Annotated in this window: 18 protein-coding genes; 13 read left to right on the forward strand and 5 right to left on the reverse strand. The window is 67.0% G+C overall.

The window, feature by feature from the left end; translation table 11 throughout:
- Positions 1 to 32: 32 nt before the first annotated feature.
- Genes WDC82_RS07910 through WDC82_RS07920 form a run of 3 tightly spaced genes read left to right on the forward strand, consistent with a single transcriptional unit; the run spans position 33 to position 3,591 of the window.
- Positions 33 to 548 (forward strand): tripartite tricarboxylate transporter TctB family protein, encoded by a 516-nt coding sequence (locus WDC82_RS07910; protein ID WP_340116709.1) that lies wholly within the window; start codon positions 33 to 35, stop codon positions 546 to 548.
- A 29-nt stretch (positions 549 to 577) separates the two neighbouring features.
- Complete coding sequence (locus WDC82_RS07915; RefSeq protein WP_340116710.1) at positions 578 to 2,089, forward strand: tripartite tricarboxylate transporter permease; 1,512 nt, start codon at positions 578 to 580, stop codon at positions 2,087 to 2,089.
- On the forward strand, positions 2,086 to 3,591 hold the full coding sequence (locus WDC82_RS07920; protein WP_340116711.1) for an MmgE/PrpD family protein: 1,506 nt from the start codon (positions 2,086 to 2,088) through the stop codon (positions 3,589 to 3,591). The genes WDC82_RS07915 and WDC82_RS07920 overlap by 4 nt, the downstream gene beginning before the upstream one ends.
- A gap of 4 nt (positions 3,592 to 3,595) precedes the next feature.
- Here WDC82_RS07920 and WDC82_RS07925 read toward each other — a convergent pair whose 3' ends face one another.
- Both WDC82_RS07925 and WDC82_RS07930 read right to left on the reverse strand, forming a co-directional pair.
- A complete protein-coding gene (locus tag WDC82_RS07925) occupies positions 3,596 to 4,765 on the reverse strand; it encodes a mandelate racemase/muconate lactonizing enzyme family protein (protein ID WP_340116712.1) in 1,170 nt (389 codons plus the stop codon).
- A gap of 54 nt (positions 4,766 to 4,819) precedes the next feature.
- A complete protein-coding gene (locus WDC82_RS07930; RefSeq protein WP_340116713.1) occupies positions 4,820 to 5,932 on the reverse strand; it encodes a mandelate racemase/muconate lactonizing enzyme family protein in 1,113 nt (370 codons plus the stop codon).
- Between the two features lie 90 nt (positions 5,933 to 6,022).
- Here WDC82_RS07930 and WDC82_RS07935 point away from each other — a divergent pair, with 90 nt between their 5' ends.
- Complete coding sequence (locus tag WDC82_RS07935; RefSeq protein ID WP_340116714.1) at positions 6,023 to 6,949, forward strand: alpha/beta hydrolase; 927 nt, start codon at positions 6,023 to 6,025, stop codon at positions 6,947 to 6,949.
- Positions 6,946 to 8,526, forward strand: coding sequence for a rhodanese-like domain-containing protein (locus WDC82_RS07940; protein WP_340116715.1), 1,581 nt, complete (start codon positions 6,946 to 6,948; stop codon positions 8,524 to 8,526). Before WDC82_RS07935 ends, WDC82_RS07940 begins: the two co-directional genes overlap by 4 nt.
- A 12-nt stretch (positions 8,527 to 8,538) precedes the next feature.
- Here the strand turns inward: WDC82_RS07940 and WDC82_RS07945 are convergent, their stop codons facing one another.
- The 3 genes from WDC82_RS07945 to WDC82_RS07955 all read right to left on the reverse strand — a co-directional run bounded on the left by WDC82_RS07945 (position 8,539) and on the right by WDC82_RS07955 (position 11,704).
- Positions 8,539 to 10,071 carry a tripartite tricarboxylate transporter permease gene (locus tag WDC82_RS07945; RefSeq protein WP_340116716.1) on the reverse strand — a complete coding sequence of 511 codons (1,533 nt, stop codon included), beginning with the start codon at positions 10,069 to 10,071 and terminating at the stop codon, positions 8,539 to 8,541.
- Positions 10,072 to 10,079: 8 nt separating this feature from the next.
- The gene (locus WDC82_RS07950) at positions 10,080 to 10,571 is read right to left on the reverse strand and encodes a tripartite tricarboxylate transporter TctB family protein (protein ID WP_340116717.1); all 492 of its coding nucleotides are present in this window, start codon (positions 10,569 to 10,571) and stop codon (positions 10,080 to 10,082) included.
- 131 nt (positions 10,572 to 10,702) lie between these two features.
- Positions 10,703 to 11,704, reverse strand: coding sequence for a tripartite tricarboxylate transporter substrate binding protein (locus WDC82_RS07955; RefSeq protein WP_340116718.1), 1,002 nt, complete (start codon positions 11,702 to 11,704; stop codon positions 10,703 to 10,705).
- Between the two features lie 524 nt (positions 11,705 to 12,228).
- Between WDC82_RS07955 and WDC82_RS07960 the strand changes: the two genes are divergently transcribed.
- The 8 genes from WDC82_RS07960 to WDC82_RS07995 all read left to right on the forward strand — a co-directional run bounded on the left by WDC82_RS07960 (position 12,229) and on the right by WDC82_RS07995 (position 21,689).
- Entirely contained in the window at positions 12,229 to 13,671 is a 1,443-nt protein-coding gene (locus WDC82_RS07960) for an MmgE/PrpD family protein (RefSeq protein ID WP_340116719.1), read from the forward strand.
- Positions 13,672 to 13,695: 24 nt separating this feature from the next.
- Positions 13,696 to 14,808 (forward strand): AbrB family transcriptional regulator, encoded by a 1,113-nt coding sequence (locus WDC82_RS07965; RefSeq protein WP_340116720.1) that lies wholly within the window; start codon positions 13,696 to 13,698, stop codon positions 14,806 to 14,808.
- A complete protein-coding gene (locus tag WDC82_RS07970; protein ID WP_340116721.1) occupies positions 14,792 to 15,586 on the forward strand; it encodes an SDR family oxidoreductase in 795 nt (264 codons plus the stop codon). The genes WDC82_RS07965 and WDC82_RS07970 overlap by 17 nt, the downstream gene beginning before the upstream one ends.
- A 30-nt stretch (positions 15,587 to 15,616) precedes the next feature.
- On the forward strand, positions 15,617 to 16,990 hold the full coding sequence (locus WDC82_RS07975) for an MmgE/PrpD family protein (protein WP_340116722.1): 1,374 nt from the start codon (positions 15,617 to 15,619) through the stop codon (positions 16,988 to 16,990).
- Between the two features lie 39 nt (positions 16,991 to 17,029).
- Complete coding sequence (locus WDC82_RS07980; protein WP_340116723.1) at positions 17,030 to 18,130, forward strand: isocitrate/isopropylmalate family dehydrogenase; 1,101 nt, start codon at positions 17,030 to 17,032, stop codon at positions 18,128 to 18,130.
- Positions 18,123 to 19,187: a tartrate dehydrogenase gene (locus WDC82_RS07985; protein ID WP_340116725.1), complete on the forward strand. Its 1,065-nt coding sequence runs from the start codon at positions 18,123 to 18,125 to the stop codon at positions 19,185 to 19,187. The genes WDC82_RS07980 and WDC82_RS07985 overlap by 8 nt, the downstream gene beginning before the upstream one ends.
- A gap of 155 nt (positions 19,188 to 19,342) precedes the next feature.
- Positions 19,343 to 20,086, forward strand: coding sequence for an FCD domain-containing protein (locus tag WDC82_RS07990; protein WP_340116726.1), 744 nt, complete (start codon positions 19,343 to 19,345; stop codon positions 20,084 to 20,086).
- 133 nt (positions 20,087 to 20,219) lie between these two features.
- Positions 20,220 to 21,689, forward strand: coding sequence for an MmgE/PrpD family protein (locus WDC82_RS07995; protein ID WP_340116727.1), 1,470 nt, complete (start codon positions 20,220 to 20,222; stop codon positions 21,687 to 21,689).
- Positions 21,690 to 21,710: the final 21 nt, after the last annotated feature.

The raw sequence follows: 21,710 nt of genomic DNA on the forward strand, positions 1-21,710 counted from the left end.
GGTGAGGGCGGCAGGCGAGGAAGGACATAGCAATGACTCGGGACGCCTGGATCGGCTTTGTCTTCCTTGCCTTCGCCGTCGTCTATTGGATCGCGGCTGACGGCATCCGTATCAGTCCGCTCGACGGACCGGTCACCGCGGCCGGTCTGCCGAAATCGCTGGCATATGCGCTGGGCGGTCTCGCCCTGCTGCTCATCCTGCGCAGCCTGGCGGTAAAGTGGATGGCCGCCGGCACCCGGCGGCCGCCCGCTGCCGCTGAGCCGGATGAGGAGGCGGGCTCGTCCAACTTCCGTGAGCACCTGCGCGCGGCAGGCATGCTGGGGCTGGGCATTGGCTACCTGCTGGTGGTGCCCTACCTCGGCTATACCCTCGCCATCGTCGGCCTGCTGCTGGCCACCGCGATCTACGCTGGCGCGCGCTTCGGGTTAAAGACCGCCGCCATCGCCGGCGCCGGCGGGCTGTTCTTCTACCTGCTTTTCGTCCAGTTCCTCCACATTCCGCTGCCCCCTGGCCTATGGCCCGAGCTGCTTCGCTCGCTGCAGGGCTGACGTCGGCGCAAACAGGGTAATCCAGTCCCATGGAAGGTCTCACCTACGCCTGGCAGGCATTGACCACCACGCCGGCCGTCTTCGCGGCGATGGGGGGCGTGGTTTGGGGCATTCTCGGCGGTGCGCTGCCGGGCATCTCGCCCTCGATCACCATGGCCTTGCTGCTGCCTTTCACCTACACGATGGAGCCGATCACGGCGATCGTGCTGCTGGCCTCGACCTACGTCGGCGCTGAGTACGGCGGCTCCATTCCGGCGATCCTGATTCGCACGCCCGGTACCAATGCCGCCGCCGCAACTGCGATCGACGGCTATGAGATGCAGAAGCAGGGCCGCGGCGGCGAGGCGCTCGGCATTTCGCTGGTGTCGGGCGTGATCGGCGGGCTCCTCGGACTGTTCTTCTTGGTGATGCTGACCAAGCCGCTGGCGCAGGTCGCGTTGCTGTTCACGCCGCCGGCCTACTTCGCTCTCGGCATCCTCGGCCTCAGCGTCATCGCGTCGCTGTCGAGCGGTTCTTTGGTCAAGGGTCTCATGGCCGGCGTGATCGGCCTGATGATCGCCACGGTGGGCACCGACCCGATCTCAGGCGTCGGCCGCTTCACCTACGGCAGCCCGGAGCTGCTCGGCGGCATCCCCTTCATCCTGGTGATGGTCGGCGTCTTCGCGGTGAGCGAACTGCTGGTGCAGGCCGGCAAGCCGGAGTGGACCAAGGCGGGCGAGGTGCAGACACGCATCAAGCTGCCGAGCTTCGCCATGTTGAAGAGGCTGCGCAAGCCGCAGCTGATCGGCAGCGGCATCGGCCTGTTCGAGGGCTGCATGCCGGGCGCGGGCGGCTCTATTGCCGCCTTCATGTCCTACAACGAGGCGCGCCGCTGGTCGAAGCACCCGGAGGAGTTCGGTAAGGGGTCACCGGAGGCGATCGCCGCGCCGGAGTGCGCGAACAACACTGTCGCCGGCACCGCGCTGGTGCCGATGCTGAGCTTCGGCATCCCCGGCTCCAACTCGACAGCCATCCTGCTCGGCGGCCTGCTGATCCACGGCCTGCAGCCAGGCCCGCTGCTGTTCGAGAAGCATCCCGACTTCATCTATGGCCTGTTCGGCGGCCTCCTCGTCGCCAACACCTCGCTGTTCTTCATCGGGATGCTGGTGCTGACACCGGCGATCTGGCTGGTGAACCGGCCGAAGCCCTACCTGATGGCGGCGATCTACGCGCTTATCTTTTCCGGCATCTATTCGATCGATCACAGTCTCTTCGACCTCTACCTGGTGCTGCTCGCCGGTGCGGCCGGCTACGTCATGCGCCTCTTCGGGTTTCCCTTTCTGCCGCTGGTGCTGGGCCTCGTGCTCGGTTACATGATCGAAGCCAATTACCGACGCTCGCTGCTGCTGACCAGTGGCGACCACGTCGTCTTCGTGCAGGATCCGGTGGCCGTCGGCCTGCTGGTGACCGCGTTGCTCTTCGTGGTGGGCTCGGCTTGGCGCGACATTCGCAGCGCGCGGAAAAAGGTGTCCGGCAAGGGGGACGGCGAGGCCAAGGCGTGAAAGTCCACGAAGTCCGCGTTCTGCGGCCTGGCCAACACCTGGACCGCGAAGAGCAACTCGCCTGGAAGATCGCGGCGGCCGCCGCCAATCCGGCGCCGCTCGATCCCGCCGCTGCCGCCATGGCTGTGAACCGAATCATCGACGACCATGCCGTGGCTCTGGCTGCCATCAATCGGGCACCGGTGGTGGCTGCGCGCGGACAGGCGTTGGCACATCCACGCGCCGGCGGCGCGACGGTCCTGGGCCTGCCGCGGGACCGGCGCTTCGACTGCGCCTGGGCCGGCTACGCCAACGCGACGGCGATCCGCGAGCTCGACTTCAACGACTCGTTTTTCGCCGAGGACTCGAGCCATCCCGGCGACACCATCGGACCGCTCATCGCCGTGGCGCAGCAGAAGAACCTGTCGGGACCCGACCTGCTGCGCGGCATCGTCACCGCCTACGAGATCCAGGTCGACCTGGTGAAGGGCATCGCGCTCAATCAGTATCGCATCGACCACATGGCGCACCTCGGGCCTGCCGTCGCCGGCGGCATCGGCGCCATGCTGGGCCTCGACACGGCCACGCTCTACAATGCCGTCAACCTGGCGGCGCACCTCTCGGTTTCGACGCGGCAGATCCGCAAGGGAACGATCTCCTCCTACAAGGCGAACGCGCCGGGTTACATCGGCCAGGTCGCCATGACGGCGGTGGACCGCGCCTTGCGCGGCGAGACCAGCCCGGCGCCGATCTACGAGGGCGACTACGGCATCCTCGCGATCCTGCTGGGCGGGCCGGAGATGGTCTGTCACGTCCCGCTGCCGGAGACCGGCGAGCCCAAGCGCGCCATTCTGGAGACTTACCCCAAGGAGCATTCCGCCGGCTATCACGGCCAGGCGCTCATCGATCTTGCCTTTCGCCTGCGCGGGAAGATCCCCGATCTGGAGGCAGTGGAGGAGATCGTCATGCACACCAAGCGCCTGACCCACGTGGTCATGGGCTGCGGCGCGGGCGATCCCGAGAAGTACGACCCCAAGGCAAGCCGCGAGACCCTCGACCACTCCATCATGTACATCTTCACCGTCGCCCTGCAGGACGGCGCGTGGGATCACGAAGCAAGCTATGCGCCCGGGCGTGCCGCGCGGGAGGATACCGTGCGGCTGTGGCACAAGGTGCGCACCGTGGAGGACCCGGAGTGGACGCAGCGGTTCACCGATCCGCTGCCGCTGGACAAGCACCATGGTGCCCGCGTAGTGGTGACCTTCAAGGACGGCAGCACCCTGGAGGAGGAGATCGCCGTGGCCGATGCCCATCCGCGCGGCGCGCGGCCCTTCCAGCGCGACGACTACGTGGCGAAGTTCAAGGCGTTGACACTGGACCTGGTGACGCCTGATGAGGCGGCGCGCTTTCTCGCCGCCGCCGATGCCCTGACCGAGGGACAGAATGAAGACCTCGGCGGCATCACCGTGACGCTGCAGCCGGAACGCCTCACTCTTGCGCCGCCCTGCGGCCTGTTCGACTGACCGGTCAGGTCGCCGTCGCCTCGCGCAGGCATTTGATGAGGGCCGACTTCTTCTCGAAGCCGATGCCCGGCGCGTCGGGCAGCGGAATACGTCCGTTCTCCACGCGCGTGTCGTCGGCGAAGCCGCCGAACGGGGCAAAGACTTCCGGATAGGATTCGTTGCCGCCCAGCTTCAGGCCGGCGGCGATGTTCAGGGACAGCTGGTGTCCGCCATGCGGCACCACGTTGCGCGTCGAGAAGCCGTAGTCGCCCAGCAAGGCGAGAGTGCGCAGATACTCGACGAGGCCGTAGCTGAGCGCGCAGTCGAACTGCAGCCAGTCGCGGTCCGGTCGCATGCCGCCGTGGCGCAGCAGGTTCCGCGCGTCCTGGTGGGAGAAGAGATTCTCCCCGGTCGCCATCGGCCCGCTGTAGTGCTTGGCGAGTTCGGCCTGCAGCGCGTAGTCCAGCGGGTCTCCCGCTTCCTCGTACCAGAATAGTTTGTAGGGCTCCATCGCCTCGCCATAGGCGATGGCGGTCTCCAGGTCGAAGCGGCCATTGGCGTCCACCGCAAGGTATTTGCCCTCCCCCACGATCTCCAGCACCGCCTCGATGCGGGCGATGTCCTCGTCCAGCGGCGCGCCGCCGATCTTCATCTTCACCACCTCGTAGCCCATGCCACGGTAGCGCCGCATCTCCTCCTGCAGGGCCGAGTGGTCCTTGCCCGGGTAGTAGTAGCCGCCTGCGGCGTAGACGAAGACCGAGTCGTCCACGGTGCCGTCGCCTTCGGTATCGGCGAGGTGGCGGTAGAGCGGCACCTCGGCGATCTTGGCGACGGCGTCCCACACCGCCATGTCGACCACGCCGACGGCGACCGAGCGCTCGCCGTGGCCGCCCGGCTTCTCGTTGCTCATCATGGTCGCCCAGATTCTTCGCGGATCCAGGTTGTCGCCGGAGTCGTTCAGCAGGCTGTCGGGCGCCGCCTCCTTCAGGCGCGGCAGGAAGCGCTCGCGCAGCAGGCCGCTGGCGGCATAGCGGCCGTTGGAGTTGAAGCCGTAGCCGATCACCGGCTTGCCGTCGCGTTCGACGTCGGTCACCACGGCCACCACGCTGGCAGTCATCTTGGAGAAGTCGATATAGGCGTTGCGCAGGGGTGAGGAGATCGGAACGACGGCGTCACGGATGTCGACGATACGCATAGGGTCTGGCCTTATTGTGTTCTGCTCGGGAAGGGGAAACGACGGAAGGTCAATCTAACCATCCACCCGCGTCTCGCGCCAGGCGTCGCGGTCCAACGTCAGGCCCAAGCCCGGCCTGTCGGGGATGGTGAGCCAGCCGTTTTCCGGCTTCGGCGCGTCGGTGAACAGGGTCTCGCCGACCGCGACCATGCCCAGGTGCCACTCGACGATCCAGCCGTTCATCATGCCGGCCAGCAGGTGCATGTTGAAGAGGGGCCAGCCGCCGCCGTTGGCGATCGGCATATTGTAGATCTGCGCCAGGTGCGCGACCTTGCGCGCCTCGGTATAGCCGCCGCAATAGGTGACGTTGGGCTGCAGGATGTCGACCGCCTGGTGCTCGACGAACTCGCGCAGGCGCCAGCGGTGGCCCTCCATCTGGCCGGCGGCCAGGGGAATTTTCGTCGAGCGGCGCAGGTCGGCCAGGGCGCGGGCATCGTTCTGCTGCAGCGGCTCTTCGAACCAGGTGAGATTGCAGTCTTCGATCTCGCGGCAGAGATACTTGGCCTCGACCGGATTGAAGAGGTAATTGGCGTCGATCATCAGATCGATGTCGTTGCCCACCGCGTCGCGAATCGCCTTCACGCGGCGGACGTCCTCGCGCCAGCCGCCCTTGTCGACGGCCACCACCGACTTTAGGGCCGTGAAGCCGTTCTTGACGTGCAGCTGCGCGGCCTCGCCCAGCAAGTCGCGGTCGTATTGCGGGAAGCCGAAGGTGCAGTAGGCCGGCACCTTCTGGCGCGCGTTGCCCAGCAGGGCGGCGATCGTCCGGCCCTCGGCCTTGCCCATGATGTCCCAAAGGGCGATGTCGAGGCAGGAGAGCGCCATGGAAATGGTGCCGGTCATGGCGCGCGGGTTGAGCCGGCGCCAGACCTTCTGGTGGATTGCCTCCAGGTCGCGCGGGTCCATGTCCCTGACCACTGGCAGCACGTGCTCCTGCAGGGCGACGATCACCGATTTGGCCAGGAAGTGCCCGGTCAGGCCGTAGCCGACATGGCCCTCGTCGGTCTCCACTTCGCAGAACACGAAGTGCGTCTGTTCCTCGCGGCCGTAACCCTCGACGCGGCCTTCCAGCAGCGGAATGGTGATGGAAAAGCCATGCAGGCTGGCTCGGATGTCCTTGATTTTCATCGGCGTCTCCCAATCCGTTGCTTGCCGAACAATCATGGACTTCTGTATGATTGTCAACAATCGACAACTCGAAAACGGAGCATCGCTGCCATGCCCGCAGACGCCGCGGCACCCCACGACCTTCTCCCCGGATTCGAACACCGCCGCTTCACCACCGCCGGGGCGGAGATCAACGCGGCGGTCGGCGGCGAGGGACCTCCGCTGCTGCTGCTGCACGGCAATCCGCTGACCCACGTAAGCTGGCACCAGGTCGCCCCGGCGCTGGCCGAGCGCTACACGGTGGTGGCCCCGGACCTGCGCGGCTACGGCGACAGCGCGAAGCCGGCCGGCGGCGGGGACCACGCCGCCTATTCCTTCCGCACCATGGGCGAGGACAACTTCGAGGTAATGCGCCAGCTCGGCTTCGAGCGCTTCCCGGTGGCCGGCCACGACCGCGGCGCCCGCGTCGCCTTCCGCATGGCGCTCGACAAGCCGGAGGCCATCGAGCGAGTGGCGGCCCTCGACATCGTGCCGACCCACCACGTGCTGACCCACGTCTCCCTCGGCTGGGGGCTGGAGAGCTATCACTGGTTCTTCATGGCGCAGAAGGCGCCTTTCCCGGAGAAGCTGCTGACCGCCGACCTTGACTATTACATCGACTACAAGCTGAACAAGAAGGGCGTCGGCCTATCCATCTTTGATCCGCGTGCCATGGCCGAATACAAGCGCTGCACCACGCCGGCGCAGATCCACGCGGTCTGCGAGGACTACCGCGCCACCGTCGGTGTCGACTTCGAGATGGACAAGGCCGACTACGGCAAGCGCAAGCTGTCCTGTCCCCTGCTGGTCATCTGGGGCTCCAACAGCCACTGCGGGCGTCATTTCAAGCCGATGGAAGCCTGGGCCGAATGGGCCGACGACCTGCGCGGCTTCGCGGTGCCGACCGGCCACTATCCGGCGGAGCAGCGCCCGGACTTGATCCTCGACGCATTCCAGGCATTCTTCGCCGGCGAGGAACCAGAGGAGCCCTTGGGGTGAGCCGGGACGTATCCGCTGAAGAGGCCAAGACCCTTATCCATGACGGCGCCGAGATCGCCTTTCTCGATCTGCGCGAGGCGGGTGAGTTCGGCGAGGGGCATCCGTTGTTCGCCATCCCCTGCGCCTACAGCAGCCTGGAGGCACGCATCACGGCGCTGGCGCCGCGGCGCAGCGTGCGGATGTTGCTCATCGATGGCGGCGACGGCGTTGCCGCGCGCGCGGCGATGGCCCTGGAAGCGCTTGGCTACAGTGACGTCATGATCGTGGCGGGTGGCACGCCCGCGTGGCGTGCCGCCGGCTATACGCTGTTTCAGGGCGTGAACGTGCCGTCGAAGACCCTCGGCGAGCTGGCCGAGCACGCCTGGCATCCAGAAACCATTGACGCACCGACCCTGAAGCGCTGGCAGGGCGAAGGCCGCGCGTTCCGTTTCTTCGACGCGCGCCCGCCGGCGGAATACGCCAAGATGCGCGTGCCCGGCGCCGTCTGTCTGCCTAACGGCGAGCTGGCGCACCGTTTCCCGGCGGCGGTGGACGGCGCGGACACTCCTGTCGTCGTCACCTGCGCCGGGCGCACGCGCGGCATCGTCGGCGTCCTCGGCCTGCGCCTCGCCGGCATTGACCAGCCGGTCTATGCACTGGAGAACGGCACCCAGGGCTGGCAGCTCGCCGGCTTCACGCTGGAGCGGGGCAACGCCGCGGCGTCCTATCCGGCGCTCGATGGCGCCGCCGCCGAGGCGACGCGGGCGCGGGCCGATGCGCTGATCGCGCGTCACAGCATCGCCACCGTCGGGGTCGCGGAGGTCGCCGCCTGGCACGCCGATCCCGCGCGCACCACCTATCTTTTCGATCTGCGCACGCCGCAGGAGACTGCCGCCGATCCGGCGCCGGCATTCCTGCCTGCCCTCTCGGGACAGCTGGTGCAGGCGACCGACCAGTGGGTCGGCGTGCGCCATGCGCGCCTGGTGCTGCTGGACGACCTCGGCCTGCGCGGCGCCATCGCCGCCTTCTGGCTGCGCCAGCTCGGCTACGAGGTGGCGGTGGCGCGTATCGACGACGGGCTGCGCGCTCTGGCGGCGCCGCCAGCGCCGCCGGCTCTGCCGGCTGTGGAGGAGATTCCGGCTGTTGAAGCCCTGCGGGCCTTCCGCGAAGGCGAGGCCCAGTTTGTCGATCTCCGCGGCTCCAGCGCCTATCGTGCAGGGCACGTCGCTGGAGCCCAGTGGTCCATCCGGCCACGCCTCGATCGCCTCTTTCTCGGCCCGGCCGCCACCGTCTGCCTCATTGGCGACGATCCCGCGGTGACGGCGCTGGCGGCCGGCGAATTGCGGGCGCCGGGTTTCCCGCCGGTGCGCGAGGTGCGCGGCGGTCAGCCGGCACTGGTCGAGGCGGGCGCGGCGCTCGAAGCCACGCCGGATACGCCTAGCCCGGCGGAAGCCATCGATTTCCTCTTCTTCGTGCATGATCGCCACGACGGCAATCTCGAATCTTCGCGCCGCTACCTGGCCTGGGAGCAGGGGCTCATCGCGCAACTCGACGCCGCCGAACGCGCCGCCTTCGTTCTGAGCGACCGAGGTCTCTAGCCGCAATCGTTCCTACGACCCGATCTCCTCTGAGGTCAGCGCCTCGGCAGCTGCGCGGCGGCGGCGCCGCCACACGGAGAAGCTGGTGATGCCGATCGACAGCAGCATCAGCGCGAAGATCAGCAAGGCGCCCGGCCGCTCCAGCGCGTAGGAGAGATCGCCGCGGCTGATCTGCCATGTGCGGATCAGGTTCTGTTCCAGCAGGCTGCCGAGCAGCAGGCCGACCACCACGGCGGCGACGGGGTAGTGGTAGCGCACCATAGCCCAGCCGATGACGGAGAAGATCACCAGGGTGATCGGGCCGGAGAGCGAGCCCTCGATGGCGTAGGAACCGAAGGTGGAAACCACCAGGACGCTCGGAATGAGGAAGCGCAACGGCACTCGCACCACGGCGCTGGCGGCGTAGACGAAGGCCAGGCCGACGAACAGCAGCAGGATCGCCTGCGCGAAGTTCGAAAAGATGATCGCGTAAACGATGTCCTTGTTGTTGCCGATGAAGCTCGGGCCGCCGACGATGTTGTGCATGGCAAAGGCGGCCAGCAGGATCGCCGTGGCGCCGCCGCCGGGAATGCCCAGTGCCAGCATGGTCGCCATGGCGCCGCCCTCGGAGCTGGAGTTGGCCGCTTCGGCGGCGATCACGCCTTTCGGATTGCCCTGGCCGAAGCTGTCGCTGTCGGGCGCGTTGCGCTTGGTCTCCGCGTAGGAGATCAGGTTGGAGATCGACGAGCCGACGCCCGGGATGGCGCCGATGATGACGCCGATAGTAGCGCCGCGAAAGATGATGGTCGGGTACTGAAAGGCCAGTTTCACGCCCTCGATGATGCGCGTGAAGCTGATCTTGCGGTCTGCCTCGTCTTCGATGAGGTAATGCGTGTTGATGAGGTTCAGCAGCTGGCTGGCGGCGAGCAGGCCCATCATCGCGGGGATTGTCGGAATACCGTCCAGCAGCCAGGGCACGCCCATGGTGCCGCGGACGAAGCCGGCGGTGTTCATGCCCACGGTGCCCAGCAGCACACCGAAGACGCCGGCCAGCAGGCCGCGCCACAGCGAGGTTCCGGCCAGGGCCCCGAGCAGCAGCATACCCCAGGTGGCGATGGCGAACATCTCCAGCGGTCCCATCTTCAGCACCACGGCGGCGACTGGGGCGATGAGGAACAGCAGCAGGATGTAGCTGGAGAGGGTGCCGACGACGGAGGAGGCCAGCGCCACGCCGAGTGCCTGGTTGTGCCGCCCCTGCCGTGCCATCGGATAGCCGTCGAAGGTCGTCGCCACGGCTGAGGAGGTGCCGGGAATGTTCATCAGCACTGCCGGTACCGAACCGCCGAAGCCGGCACCGGTATAGATCGACGTGAGGAAGATGATCGCCGGCAGGAAATCCATGTAGAGGGTCAGCGGCAGGAAGATCGCCATCGCCATGGTGATGGAGATGCCCGGCATGGCGCCGAAAAAGAGGCCGATGAGCAGACCCGGGATCAGGTAGATCCAGGCGATATAGGAAGACGACAGAATCGACAGCGCGTCGCCGATGGCGGTGAGATCGAGCATCGCGGCCTTCAGAGAATCCGGAGGGGGAAGGGATAGGGCACCAGCATCTGGTAGCCGTAGACGATGACCAGGGTGAAGACGGCGCTGAACAGCGCAATGACCCACAGCTTGCGTTCGCCGCAGATATAAAGGCCCAGCGCCACGAAGAGGAAAGTCGCCACGTCAAAGCCGGCGACCTCCAGCGACAGCGCGAAGGCGCCGAAGGCCGCAGCGAGAGCGGCGACCTTCGCGAGGTTGTGCCAGTTCTCGGGAGGCGAATCCGCCGCAGCGTCGCCGTCCTCGCTCTTGCGCCGGAAGCACTGCGGCAGCACGAAGGCGGCAAGGATGAGGGCGATGATCGCGGCGGGCTCGACCAGCAGCAGGTTGTTGATCTTCAAGGAGGTGGCGCGAGCGTCCAGCAGATAGGTGACGACCACGCCGCAGATCAGCAGCAACAGTGCCAGATGTCCCCAATCTATCCGTCGCTGACCCGATTGGGGGGGCGTGTCGTGGTCCTTCATCGCAGCCTCGCACTTGGAAAGTCGCAGTGGGTGCCGGCCGGGCCGGGAAAAACCGGCCCGAGAGTCGGCAGGCGCCGCCCCCGAGTTTGCCACCCGGAGCGCGGCGCCTGCCAGTCTACCTCAGGGCGGGGTCAGGTGCCCTTGAGCAGATCGATGTGATCGGCCATCACCTTGGCGGTGTTGCGCAGCGCCTTGTTGGAGGCGTCGGGCCCGGACCAGTCGGTCGCCAGCTGCTGATTGGTCAGCGATTCGATGACCTTGGGGTCCTTGCTGGTGCTTTCGATGGCGCTCAGCAAGGTCTGGTAGCGGTCCGGATGCTTCTCGACGAAGGTGGTGTGGACGGCCCAGCCGCGCTGTGAACCGGCGACGAACTGTGCGTCGGCGCCGTTCACCTCGGTGACCGGCGGGCAGTCCCAGCTGTCGCGCGGAGCATCGTCGAAGACGCAGAGCGGAGTGATCTTTTCCGCAAGCGGCAGGAAGCCCTGGCCGCCGACCAGGCCGATGTCGACAACGCCGCCCGCCGTGGCGTTGCGGGCCGGACCGCCGCCGTCGTAGGTCACGAGGCGCAGGCCGTCGCGCGAGATGCCGTTGGCATCGGCGAAGAGCATCATGTTGACCAGGTCCGCCGAGGACGGCTGGATGCCGATCGACAGGCTGCCCGGGTCCGCTTTAAGCTTTGTGATCACGTCCTGCACCGACTTGACGTCGCCATCGGCCGCCGCCGCCATCAGCGTATAGTCGCGCGACGGCAGGTTGATCATGTGGAAGTCTTCCAGCTTGAACGGCGCATCCTGGGTCAGAATGTTCAGCGGCAGATACGGTGCCGCCGAGGTGCAGAGGATGCTGTAGCCGTCGTCGGGCTGCTGCATGAAGTAGGAATGGCCGAGCAGCGCGCCGGCGCCGCCGCGGTTCACGATGACCAGCGGCTGGCCAAGGGCCTCCTGCAGAAAGGGCGCGAAGGCGCGGGCGAGGCGGTCGTTGTAGCCGCCGGTGTCGAAGGGGACGACGACGCTGATCGGCCGGTCGGGATATGCGGACTGCGCGCGCAGGACTGCGGGCGCGGAGATCGCGGCGGCGGCGAGGCCGCCGGCGCCGAGTTTCAGGGCAGTGCGGCGTGTGAACTTCTGAGCCATTCCTATTTCCTCCCAGGTGCCTAGGCAACACGGCACGGGCGACCTGCCGGCTGCCCGTGCGCGATTTCTCGAGTGCGGATCTAAAGGCCGCTTGCCGCCGCGGCAGGCTGCCTGACGGCAGATCCTTGGCGGCGCTTGCCCTGACGCTAGAAAGACAGCCGTCAACTGTCAACAATAATGCAGCCTAATTGACTTTCCGCCGGCAAATGCCTGAGTGATCCAGCCGTTCGCCCTGTCGTCCTCGGGGCCCACCGCCGTCAGGAGCAGCGGCGCCAAGCCGCAATGCAGTGATGGATTTGCTCAGTTTTCCGAACCATTTGGGGCGAAACCCGCAACGTCGCTGCCGGGGTCGGAAGCGCGGAAGCGATAAATGTTGACAATCGACAGGATTGTTTCTTACCTCTGTGCGCAGCGCAGGGGATGGCCGGCAAGGGGCCGTCCGCTGCTGCGGCGGCTGCCCAGCGGCGTCCTTGCGGCCCGCAGCCGGTGCCATCAACGACAACACAGTGGGTGAGGAAACAGACATGACGGCAGTGCGCAGCGGGTCCCAGACGGCAGTCAAGGCGGAGGCGGTTGGCGGAGGGCTGACCCACTACGTCGCCGAGTTCGTCGAAGAAACCCGCTTGGCGGACCTGCCGCAGGTCGTCATCGACAACGGCAAGAAGTCGATCCTGGACGGTCTCGGCCTCGCCTTGTCCGGTTCGGTTGCCAAGTCCGGCGAACTGGTGCGCCGTCACCTCGCCGACCTCAATCTCGGCAAGGGCCCGGCCACGGTGATTGGTTCGAACCTGAAGGTCGCGCCGCGCTTTGCTGCCTTTGCCAACGGCGTCGGCGTTCACGCCGACGACTACGACGACACCCAGCTGGCGGTCGCCAAGGACCGCGTCTACGGCCTGCTGACCCATCCGACCGCCCCGGCGCTGCCGGCGGCGCTGGCGATGGGCGAGGCCAAAGCGGCCTCCGGTGCTGAGGTCATGCTGGCCTACCACATCGGCGTCGAGGTGGAATGCAAGATTGCCGAGGCGATCAACCCGCGCCACTACCAGACCGGTTTCCACGCCACCGCCACCTGCGGCACCTACGCCGCGGCCTCGGCGGCCGGGCGCCTCATGGGCCTCAGCGTCGAACAGCTGGAGCGCGCGCTCTCCGTCGCCGGCAGCCAGTCGGCGGGCCTGCGCGAGAACTTCGGCACCATGACCAAGCCGTTCCACGCCGGCCGCTCGTCGGAGAGCGGCGTGGTCGCGGCGCAATTCGCGGAGTATGGCTGGACCGCGACCGACAAGATCCTGGAGGCGCCGCGTGGATTCTTCAGCGCGGCCGGTGGCGGCTACGACGTCAATGCCATTGCCGGCAAGCTGGGTGCGCCGTGGACCTTCGACAGCCCCGGCGTCTCCATCAAGCCGCATCCCTCGGGATCGCTCACCCATCCGGGCATGACCGAGATGCTCCGCCTCATCAAGGAGCACGGCGTCAAAGCGGCAGACGTCGAGCACGTGCGCGTCGGCACCAACTCCAATATGCCCAACGCCCTCATTCATCACCGCCCGACCAACGAGCTGCAGGGCAAGTTCTCCATGGAATTCTGCATGGCGATCCTGCTGATTGAGGGCCGCGCGGGCCTTAACGAGTTCGTCGACGAGGTCATCAACCGTCCCGACGTGAAGGCGATGATCGAGAAGGTCGACTTCGTGATCGACGAGCGTGCCGAGGCCGCCGGCTATCACAAGATGACCACCTACATCGATATCACCCTGAAGGACGGCCGCACGATCTCCGGCGTCGCCGACTTCGGCAAGGGCAGTCCCGCCAATCCGATGAGCTTTGAGGAAGTGTCGAAAAAGTTCCACGAGTGCGCCGAGTTTGCCTCGTGGGACAAGACCAAGGCGGAAGACGTGGTCGCCATGGTGCGGGACCTGGACAGTCTCCCCTCGCTGGACCGGCTGCTCGCCGCCCTCAGCAAGCACTGAGGCGGCGCGGAGAGAGGCCCGGAGATGGCGGCGGGCGAAAGCAAGGTGCAGGAAGTCAAACCGGCCGGCCCAAGGTGGAAAGATCCGTCCTGGTGGCTACGCTGCCTGATCACCTATGCGCTCGCCCTTGTCGGCGGCCTGGTTGCCTCCCGGATCTCGATTCCGCTGCCTTGGATGCTCGGCCCCTTCTTCGTCTGCGGCGCTTGTGCGGCCTTCGGCGCGAAGCTGGCTTTCCTGCCGATGGGACGGGAGTTCGGCCAGCTCGCCGTCGGTCTGGCCGTCGGTCTGCGCTTCACCCCGGCGACGCTGGCGGCCACTCTCGGCCTGCTGCCGGCGATGCTGGCGGCGACCGTCTATGTCATCTTCTTCACCTTCATCGCGGCGCTGATCTTTCGCCCGCTGGCCGGCGTTGACCGCGTGACGGCATTCTTCGCGACGGCGGCGGGCGGCGTCGCCGACATGGCGATCGTCGCCAAGGCGCACGGTGGCGACTCCAGTGCCGTGGCCATCGTCCATGCGCTTCGGGTCTCCAGCGTGGTGGCCATCGTGCCGGTGCTGGTGATCACATTCGGCGCGCCCGGCTCGGCACCCGACACCATGGCGACGGCCGGCCAGGACATTCTGCTGCTGGCCGGGGCGCTGGTCCTTGCCTACATCGTCGCGCGGCTCTTGAAGCCGACGCCCTTGCCCAACCCCTGGCTGGTCGGCCCGATCTTTCTTGGCCTCGCGCTCGGCGCTTCGGGCCTCATGAAAATCACCGTGCCGCCGATCCTCATCACCCTGGCACAGGTCGCCATCGGCACCTGGCTGGGCTGCCAGTTCAAGCGCGAGGTGCTGCTGTCGGTCCCGCGCGTCGCGGCCGCCGGCTTCGCCGTATCCCTATTCATGATCGCGGCGGCTGCCGCCGGCTGCTACGTCCTGGCAGCGGCGACCGACATGCCGATCACCACCGCCTTCCTGTCGCTGGCACCGGCGGCGGTGACCGAGATGGTGATCACCGCCAAGGTCATGCACCTCGATGCGGAGACCATCACCGCCTTTCACATCATGCGCATCGCCATCGTCTGTTCGACGGTGCTGCTGGTTTTCAAGTTCTATAGCTACGTGACGGGAGCGCTCTATGGATCTCGGATTTGACGGCCGCCGAGTCCTGATCGTCGGCGGCAGTTACGGCATCGGCCGCGCCGCTGCCGAGATCTTTATGCAGGAAGGCGCCGAGGTGATCATCGCCTCGCGCTCGGCGGAGAATCTTGAAGCCGCAGCCGCGGGGATCGAGCGGGCGGCCGGCAGGCGGCCGGAAACGCTCGTCGTCGACGTGACGGAGGCCAGTTCGGGCGACGACCTGGCGGCTGCGGTGCGACGGCGCTGGCAGGGTCGGCTCGACGTGCTGGTAACCGCCGTCGGCGGCAGTATCCGATCGGCTTTCGCAGATCTGAGCGACGACGACTGGATCGGCAATTATACGTTCAACGTGCTTTCTACGGTGCGCGCCATTCGCGGCCTGTTGGGCGCCCTGGAACAGGGCGAAGGCCCCTCGGTGGTGACCCTCGGCGCGGCGGCCTCCAAGATGCCCTACGCCCACCAGGTGGTTTCCAACGTTCACAAAGCAGGACTGCTCGGCCTCACCAAGACGCTGGCCGGCGAACTGGCGGACAAGGGCATCCGGGTCAATTGCGTGGCGCCGGGGCGCACCCTGACGCCGCTGTGGACCAACCGCGCGGCCAAGATGGCGTCCGAGCGCGGCAGCAGCGAAGAAAGCGTACTCGAAGAATTTTCCCGCGATATTCCCCTGCAACGCTTCGGCCGGCCCGAGGAGGTCGCGGTCATGGTGGTGTGGCTCGCCAGTCCGCGCGCCAGCTACGTGACCGGTCAGGCGGTGAACGTCGACGGCGGCATAGCGCGCGGTCTGCTGTAAGGCAGGCCTGCTCCAAGAAAGGAAACGACAATGACCGCGATGAAAGTGACTGCAGAACTGGCCGACTGGATCGTCGGCCTCAAGGGGACGGACATTCCCGCCGAGGTGCGCGAGGAGGGCGTGCGAACCTTCGTGAACTGGATCGGCTGCGCCGTCGGCGGCGCGCATCACGAGACCGTCGATGCGGCGTTGAGGGCCGTGGAGCCCTTCTCCGGCCCGCGCAAGGCGACGGTGCTGGGGCGCCGCGAGAAGCTCGACGCGCTGCACGCGGCTCTCTTGAACGGCATCACCTCCCACGTGCTGGACTACGACGACACCCATCTGAAGACCATCATCCACCCGGCCGGACCAGTGGCCTCCGCACTGATGGGGCTGGCCGAGATCCGACCCCTCAGCGGCCGCGACCTGCTGACCGCCCTCATCGTCGGCGTCGAGGTGGAATGCCGCATCGGCAACGCGGTCTACCCGGACCACTACGACCGCGGCTGGCACATCACCGGCACCGCCGGCGTCTTCGGGGCGGCGGCGGCGGTGGGCTATGCCATCGGGCTCGACGCACAGAAGATGCGCTGGGCACTCGGTCTCGCCGCCACCCAGTCGGCCGGCCTGCGCGAGATGTTCGGCACCATGACAAAGTCGTTCCACCCGGGCCGCGCCGCGCAGAACGGCGCGATGTCAGCCTTCCTGGCCGAGGCCGGTTACGACTCATCCGAGCAGGCCATCGAGGCCAAGCGCGGCTTCGCCAACGTGATGTCCGACAAGCAGGACTACAGCGAGATCCTGGGTGAGCTCGGCACCCGCTGGGAGGCGGCGCTGAACAGCTACAAGCCCTTTGCCTGCGGCATCGTCATTCATCCGACCATCGACGGCTGCCAGCAGATCCGTGACGAAATCGGCGGCGCGCGGGTGAAGGAGATCGCCAAGGTGCAGCTGACCACGCATCCCCTGGTGCTGGAACTGACCGGCAAGACCGCGCCGAAGACGGGGCTGGAGGGCAAGTTCAGCGTCTACCACTCGGCGGCCTGCGCACTGCTGCACGGCGACGGCGCGCCGACGGCCTTCACCGACGAGGTGGTGAATCAGCCGGAAATCGTCGCCCTGCGCGACAAAGTGAAGGCAACGGCGGATCCCAACTGCCACGAAGCCTCGGTGACCATCGAAGTTACCTTCAACGACGGCTCGACGCTGACCAAGCATGTCGAGCGCGCCATCGGCAGCCGCGACCTGCCGCTGACCAACGAGCAGCTGGAAACCAAGTTCATGAACCAGGCGACGCTGGTGATCGGCGATGCGCCTTCGCGCGCGTTGCTCGATCTCGCCTGGACGATCGAGGATCTCGACCGCGCGGCCGAGGTGGCCGAGGTGTCGGTGCCCACGGCCAAGCTGCAGAATGCCGCCGTTTGAGCGGCGGAAATCATAAAAGTTACCAGTTGAGGATTTGCCATGACATCCAGAAGTTTGCGCTTGGGCGTGCTCGAGGGCGACGACATCGGCCATGAGATCGTGCCGGCGTCGGTGCGCGTCGCCGAAGCGGCGGCCGCTCGCACCGGCCTTGCCATTGAATGGACCCAGGTGCCGATCGGCCGGCGCGCCCTGGATACCCACGGCAGCACCATGCCTGCGGGGACGCTGGACACCCTGGCCGCCCTCGACGGCTGGATCCTGGGGCCGATCGGGCACCGGGAGTATCCGAAGGTGGCGGAGGCGATCAATCCGCATCCGATCCTGCGCAAGCACTTCGATCTCTTCGCAAACGTGCGTCCGACGCGTTCCTATCCCGGCATCGGCTGCCTCTACGACGACATCGATCTGGTCATCGTGCGTGAGAACAACGAGGGTTTTCAGCCCGATCGCAACGTGGTGGCCGGCTCCGGCGAGTTCCGTCCGACCGAGGACGTCACCATCTCGGTGCGAGTCATCTCCAAGGAAGGCAGCCGCAAGGTCGCCCGCGCTGCCCTGGAACTGGCGCGCGCCCGCCGCAAGCACCTGACCCTCGTTCACAAGAACACGGTGTTCAAGCTGGGCTGCGGCATGTTCGTCGATTCCTGCTACGAGGTGGCCAAGGACTATCCCGACATCACCGTGGACGAGTGCATCGTCGATACCTTTGCGATGCGCCTGGTGCGCGAGCCGCAAGCCTTCGACACCGTGGTCACCACCAATATGTTCGGTGACATCCTGACCGACGAGGCGGCGGGCCTGGTCGGCGGTCTCGGCATGGCCCCGGGTCTCTGCATCGGCCGCGGGTCGCTGGCGATGGCGCAGGCGACGCACGGCTCGGCGCCCGACATCGCCGGCAAGGGTATCGCCAATCCCTACGCGATGATCGAATCGACACGCATGCTGCTGGATTGGCTCGGGCGTCAGCATGGTGTATCCCCGGCGGTGGAGGCGGCGGCGCTGATGCGCCAAGCGATGGACCATGCGCTGGCAGACCCGGCGACGCGCACCCGCGACATCGCCGGCACCGCCGACCTCGAAGGCATGACCCAGGGCATCCTGAACGCGCTGGGCAGCGAGGGAGGAAAGCGCGCCCATGCGTAAGTATAAGATTGCGGCCGTCCCCGGAGACGGCATCGGCCCGGAAGTCATCGAAGCGGGCGTCGAGGTGTTGAACGCCGTCGCCGGACTGGACGGCGGCTTTGCCCTGGAGACCGCGACCTTCGACTGGGGCTCCGACCGCTATCGCAAAGTCGGGCGCATGATGCCGGAGGACGGCGTCGACACTCTGCGCGGTTTCGATGCCATCTACTTCGGTGCCGTCGGCGACCCCAAGATCCCCGACCACATCACCCTCTGGGAACTGCGTTTGGCCATCTGCCAGGGCCTCGACCAGTACGCCAACGTGCGGCCGACGCGGCTGATGCCCGGCATGACCGGGCCGCTGCGCCCGGAGCTCGGCGCCAGGATTGACTGGGTGATCGTGCGTGAGAACTCGGAAGGCGAGTACGCCGGTGTCGGCGGGCGCGCCCATGTCGGGCTGCCCTTGGAAACCGGCATCGACGTTTCCGTCTTTACCCGCGAGGGCGTCGCGCGCATTTGCCGCTTTGCCTGCGAGCTGGCCATGAGCCGGCCGCGCAAGCGCCTCACCGTGGTCACCAAGTCCAATGCCCAGCGCCACGGCATGGTGTTCTGGGACAAGGTCTGCCGCGAGGTCCTGGCCGACTTTCCGGATCTCGACGTGGACTTCAAGCTGGTCGATGCCATGGCCGCGCTGATGGTCACCAGGCCGGAAGCCATCGATACCGTCGTGGCGACCAACCTGCACGCCGATATTCTCTCCGACCTCGCCTCGGCGCTGACCGGCAGCCTCGGCAACGGCGCCACCGCCAACATCAATCCGGCCGAAGGCGTGCCCTCGATGTTCGAGCCGATCCACGGCTCGGCCTTCGATATCGTCGGCAAGGGTATCGCCAATCCCATCGGCGCCTTCTGGACCGGCGCCATGATGCTGGAGGACCTCGGCGAATCGGACGCCGCGGCGCGCCTGATGACGGCGATCGAGAAGGTCACGGAGACAGGTCCGCGGACCCCGGACCTCGGCGGGCAGGCGGCGAGCGCGGATGTGACCAAGGCGGTGCTGGACGCGCTCGGCGGGTGATGGCCGTGTTCTGAGTGCTGAATCCCGGCTTTCCGCCGGTTTGAGGCCGCACATCTGCAACCGGACCGCGTAGCGGACCACGTTCTAAAGCTTTGCCTAGACGAAGCGGGCTGGTAAATTGTTTACAGTTTTCACAGTGACAGCGCGTGATCCCTATGGAAGACAATCTGACGCAGCCGCTCGACGACCTCACGGTCGTCAAGACTGTGTCCCTGACCAATGCCCTCGAAAAGCAGATCGAACGGCTGATCGTCGAAGGCGAGCTGGCACCTGGCGAACGTCTCAACGAGATCCAGCTCGCCTCGCGCTTCGGCACCAGCCGGGGCCCGCTGCGCGAAGCGACGCGCAGCCTGGAGGCCAAGGGATTCGTCGAGGTGATCCGCAACCGCGGCGTCTTCGTGCGGCAGCTGAGCGTCGCGGAGGCGCTGGAGGTCTACGACGTCCGCGCCGCGCTGTTCGGGCTGGCCGGGCGCCTGCTGGCGCAGAAAATGAACGACGAGCTGCTGGCCAAGCTGAACCGCCAGCTCGATGCCATGGAGGCGGCGGCGGCGAAGTCCGACTTCGACACCTACTATCCGCTGAACCTGGAGTTTCACCGCACCATCGTCGAATCGGCGGGCAACAAGACGCTCTTTGCCGAGTACCTGCGTTTCGTGAAGAAGATGCATCTCTTCCGTGCCAAGAGCCTGGTGCAGGGCGGCGGCCTCGCGGTCTCCAACCGGGAACACCGCGAGATGGTGGATGCACTCGCCTCCGGCGACGTGGAACGGGCTCATGCCTCCTGCTGGCGTCACGTCGAGCGTGCCAAGGCACGCCTGCTGGCGGCCTTGGAAGCGGCGCAGATTCAGCCGGCGGAGGGCGTTTCACCGGACGCGGCCAAATCGGCCTCACCGGTCTGATCTCAGCGGGCGCCGCGGCTGGGCGGCGCCCTCAACCAACAACAGAAAAGCTGCGTCGGCACCGGCGTCCCACTCCCCGCGTGCCTGGGGCGGGACGCCGTGCGCTGCGCGCGGTCGGTGGGAGGATAACGGCATGGTAACAGAGGCAACGGCATCGCAGGACGTCCACGCGACGGCGCCGGGGGAAGATCTCTCCGGCCTCACGGCCGCGGCCTCTCGCTTCGCGGCGGATATCACCTTCGCCGACCTCGACGCCGAGGTGCGGCATCTTTCCAAGCGCTGCCTCATTGATGGACTGGGTGTCATGCTGGCCGGCAGCGAGCAGCCGGGCATGGCCGCGCTCGAGGCTTTCATCGCCGGCGAGGGCGGCACCGGGGTGAGCCGCATGCTCGGCGCGGCCGCCCGTCGCCTGCCGGCGACGCGGGCCGCGCTTTGGGCGGGCACCGCCGGCCACGCCATGGACTGGGACGACACCCAGCTCGCCGAGGGGCCGGGGCGACCCTATGGGCTGCTCATGCACCCGACGGTACCGCCGCTCGCCGCCGCGCTGGCGGTGAGCGACCTCGTCGCCACGGAAGAGGGCAAGCCCGTCGGCGGCGAACGGTTCTTCACGGCGTTCAATGCCGGCTTCGAGGTCGCCTGCAAGATCGCCGAAGCAATCAACCCCGACCACTACATGCGTGGCTTCCACACCTCCGGCACCATCGGCACCTTCGCCGCGGCCACCACGGCGGCGAAGCTGCTGGGTCTCGATGCCGCCGGGATCGCCCGTACCCTGGGCGTGGCGGCCTCGATGGCCGCCGGCATCCGTGCCGGCTTCGGCACCATGACCAAGCCGCTGCACGTCGGCCGCGCGGCGGAAAACGGGGTCACCGCCGCGCTTCTGGTCCGCCAGGGCTTCACCGCCAACGAAGAGGCGCTGGACGGCAAGTGGGGCTATTTGGCGGTGGCCGGGCCGGGCGGCGAGCCGTCGCTGGTGCGCGAGCGCTTCGGCAAGCCCTTCACCATGGCCAGTCCGGGCGTCTCCATCAAACCCTATCCCTCCGGTGTGCTGACGCATCCCTCGATGGACGCGCTGCTGTTCCTGCTGCGCGAAGCGGGCCTTGCGCCCGACGACATCGCACGCGTCACCCTGCGGGCCGGGCGCAACGTGCTGGGGCCGATCCGCTACCGCATCGCCAAGACGGAACTGGAAGGCAAGTTCTCCTTCGCCTTCCTGCTCGCGGCGATCGTGCTGCGCGGGCGCTGCGGCAAGGCGGAGTTCACCGACGCATTCGTCGCATCGCCGGCGTGCCAGGCGATGCAGCAGCGCGTCGAGACCGCCTTCGACCAGCAGATCGAGGATATGGGCTGGGACCGCATTCGCTCTCGCGTGGTTGTGGAGACCAAGGACGGCCGCACGCTGGAGCGCTGGGCCGACGAGAACTACCGTGGCAGTCCGCACAACCCCTTGAGCGATGCCGAGGTAGAGGGCAAGTTTCGCGACTGCGCCGCCGGTCTGCTCGACGCCGCTGGGGTCGATGCCCTGTTGCAGTCGATCTGGAACAGTGACGGCCTGGACGACGCGGGCGTGCTGCTGGAACAGTTGAGCTGGCGCAAATAAGCTTCAGCATTCGGGGAGACA

Origin of the sequence: Pelagibius sp. 7325 (assembly GCF_037652055.1) — a bacterium.
In the GTDB taxonomy this organism is placed as follows: Bacteria; Pseudomonadota; Alphaproteobacteria; order Kiloniellales; family Kiloniellaceae; genus Pelagibius.

Bases quoted from the DNA above. Each gene is read 5' to 3' on its own strand.
- WDC82_RS07910 (WP_340116709.1), top strand. From the start codon at position 33: ATGACTCGGGACGCCTGGATCGGCTTTGTCTTCCTTGCCTTCGCCGTC.
- WDC82_RS07915 (WP_340116710.1), top strand. From the start codon at position 578: ATGGAAGGTCTCACCTACGCCTGGCAGGCATTGACCACCACGCCGGCC.
- WDC82_RS07925 (WP_340116712.1), bottom strand. From the start codon at position 4,765: ATGCGTATCGTCGACATCCGTGACGCCGTCGTTCCGATCTCCTCACCC.
- WDC82_RS07930 (WP_340116713.1), bottom strand. From the start codon at position 5,932: ATGAAAATCAAGGACATCCGAGCCAGCCTGCATGGCTTTTCCATCACC.
- WDC82_RS07935 (WP_340116714.1), top strand. From the start codon at position 6,023: ATGCCCGCAGACGCCGCGGCACCCCACGACCTTCTCCCCGGATTCGAA.
- WDC82_RS07945 (WP_340116716.1), bottom strand. From the start codon at position 10,071: ATGCTCGATCTCACCGCCATCGGCGACGCGCTGTCGATTCTGTCGTCT.
- WDC82_RS07950 (WP_340116717.1), bottom strand. From the start codon at position 10,571: ATGAAGGACCACGACACGCCCCCCCAATCGGGTCAGCGACGGATAGAT.
- WDC82_RS07955 (WP_340116718.1), bottom strand. From the start codon at position 11,704: ATGGCTCAGAAGTTCACACGCCGCACTGCCCTGAAACTCGGCGCCGGC.
- WDC82_RS07960 (WP_340116719.1), top strand. From the start codon at position 12,229: ATGACGGCAGTGCGCAGCGGGTCCCAGACGGCAGTCAAGGCGGAGGCG.
- WDC82_RS07965 (WP_340116720.1), top strand. From the start codon at position 13,696: ATGGCGGCGGGCGAAAGCAAGGTGCAGGAAGTCAAACCGGCCGGCCCA.
- WDC82_RS07970 (WP_340116721.1), top strand. From the start codon at position 14,792: ATGGATCTCGGATTTGACGGCCGCCGAGTCCTGATCGTCGGCGGCAGT.
- WDC82_RS07975 (WP_340116722.1), top strand. From the start codon at position 15,617: ATGACCGCGATGAAAGTGACTGCAGAACTGGCCGACTGGATCGTCGGC.
- WDC82_RS07980 (WP_340116723.1), top strand. From the start codon at position 17,030: ATGACATCCAGAAGTTTGCGCTTGGGCGTGCTCGAGGGCGACGACATC.
- WDC82_RS07985 (WP_340116725.1), top strand. From the start codon at position 18,123: ATGCGTAAGTATAAGATTGCGGCCGTCCCCGGAGACGGCATCGGCCCG.
- WDC82_RS07990 (WP_340116726.1), top strand. From the start codon at position 19,343: ATGGAAGACAATCTGACGCAGCCGCTCGACGACCTCACGGTCGTCAAG.
- WDC82_RS07995 (WP_340116727.1), top strand. From the start codon at position 20,220: ATGGTAACAGAGGCAACGGCATCGCAGGACGTCCACGCGACGGCGCCG.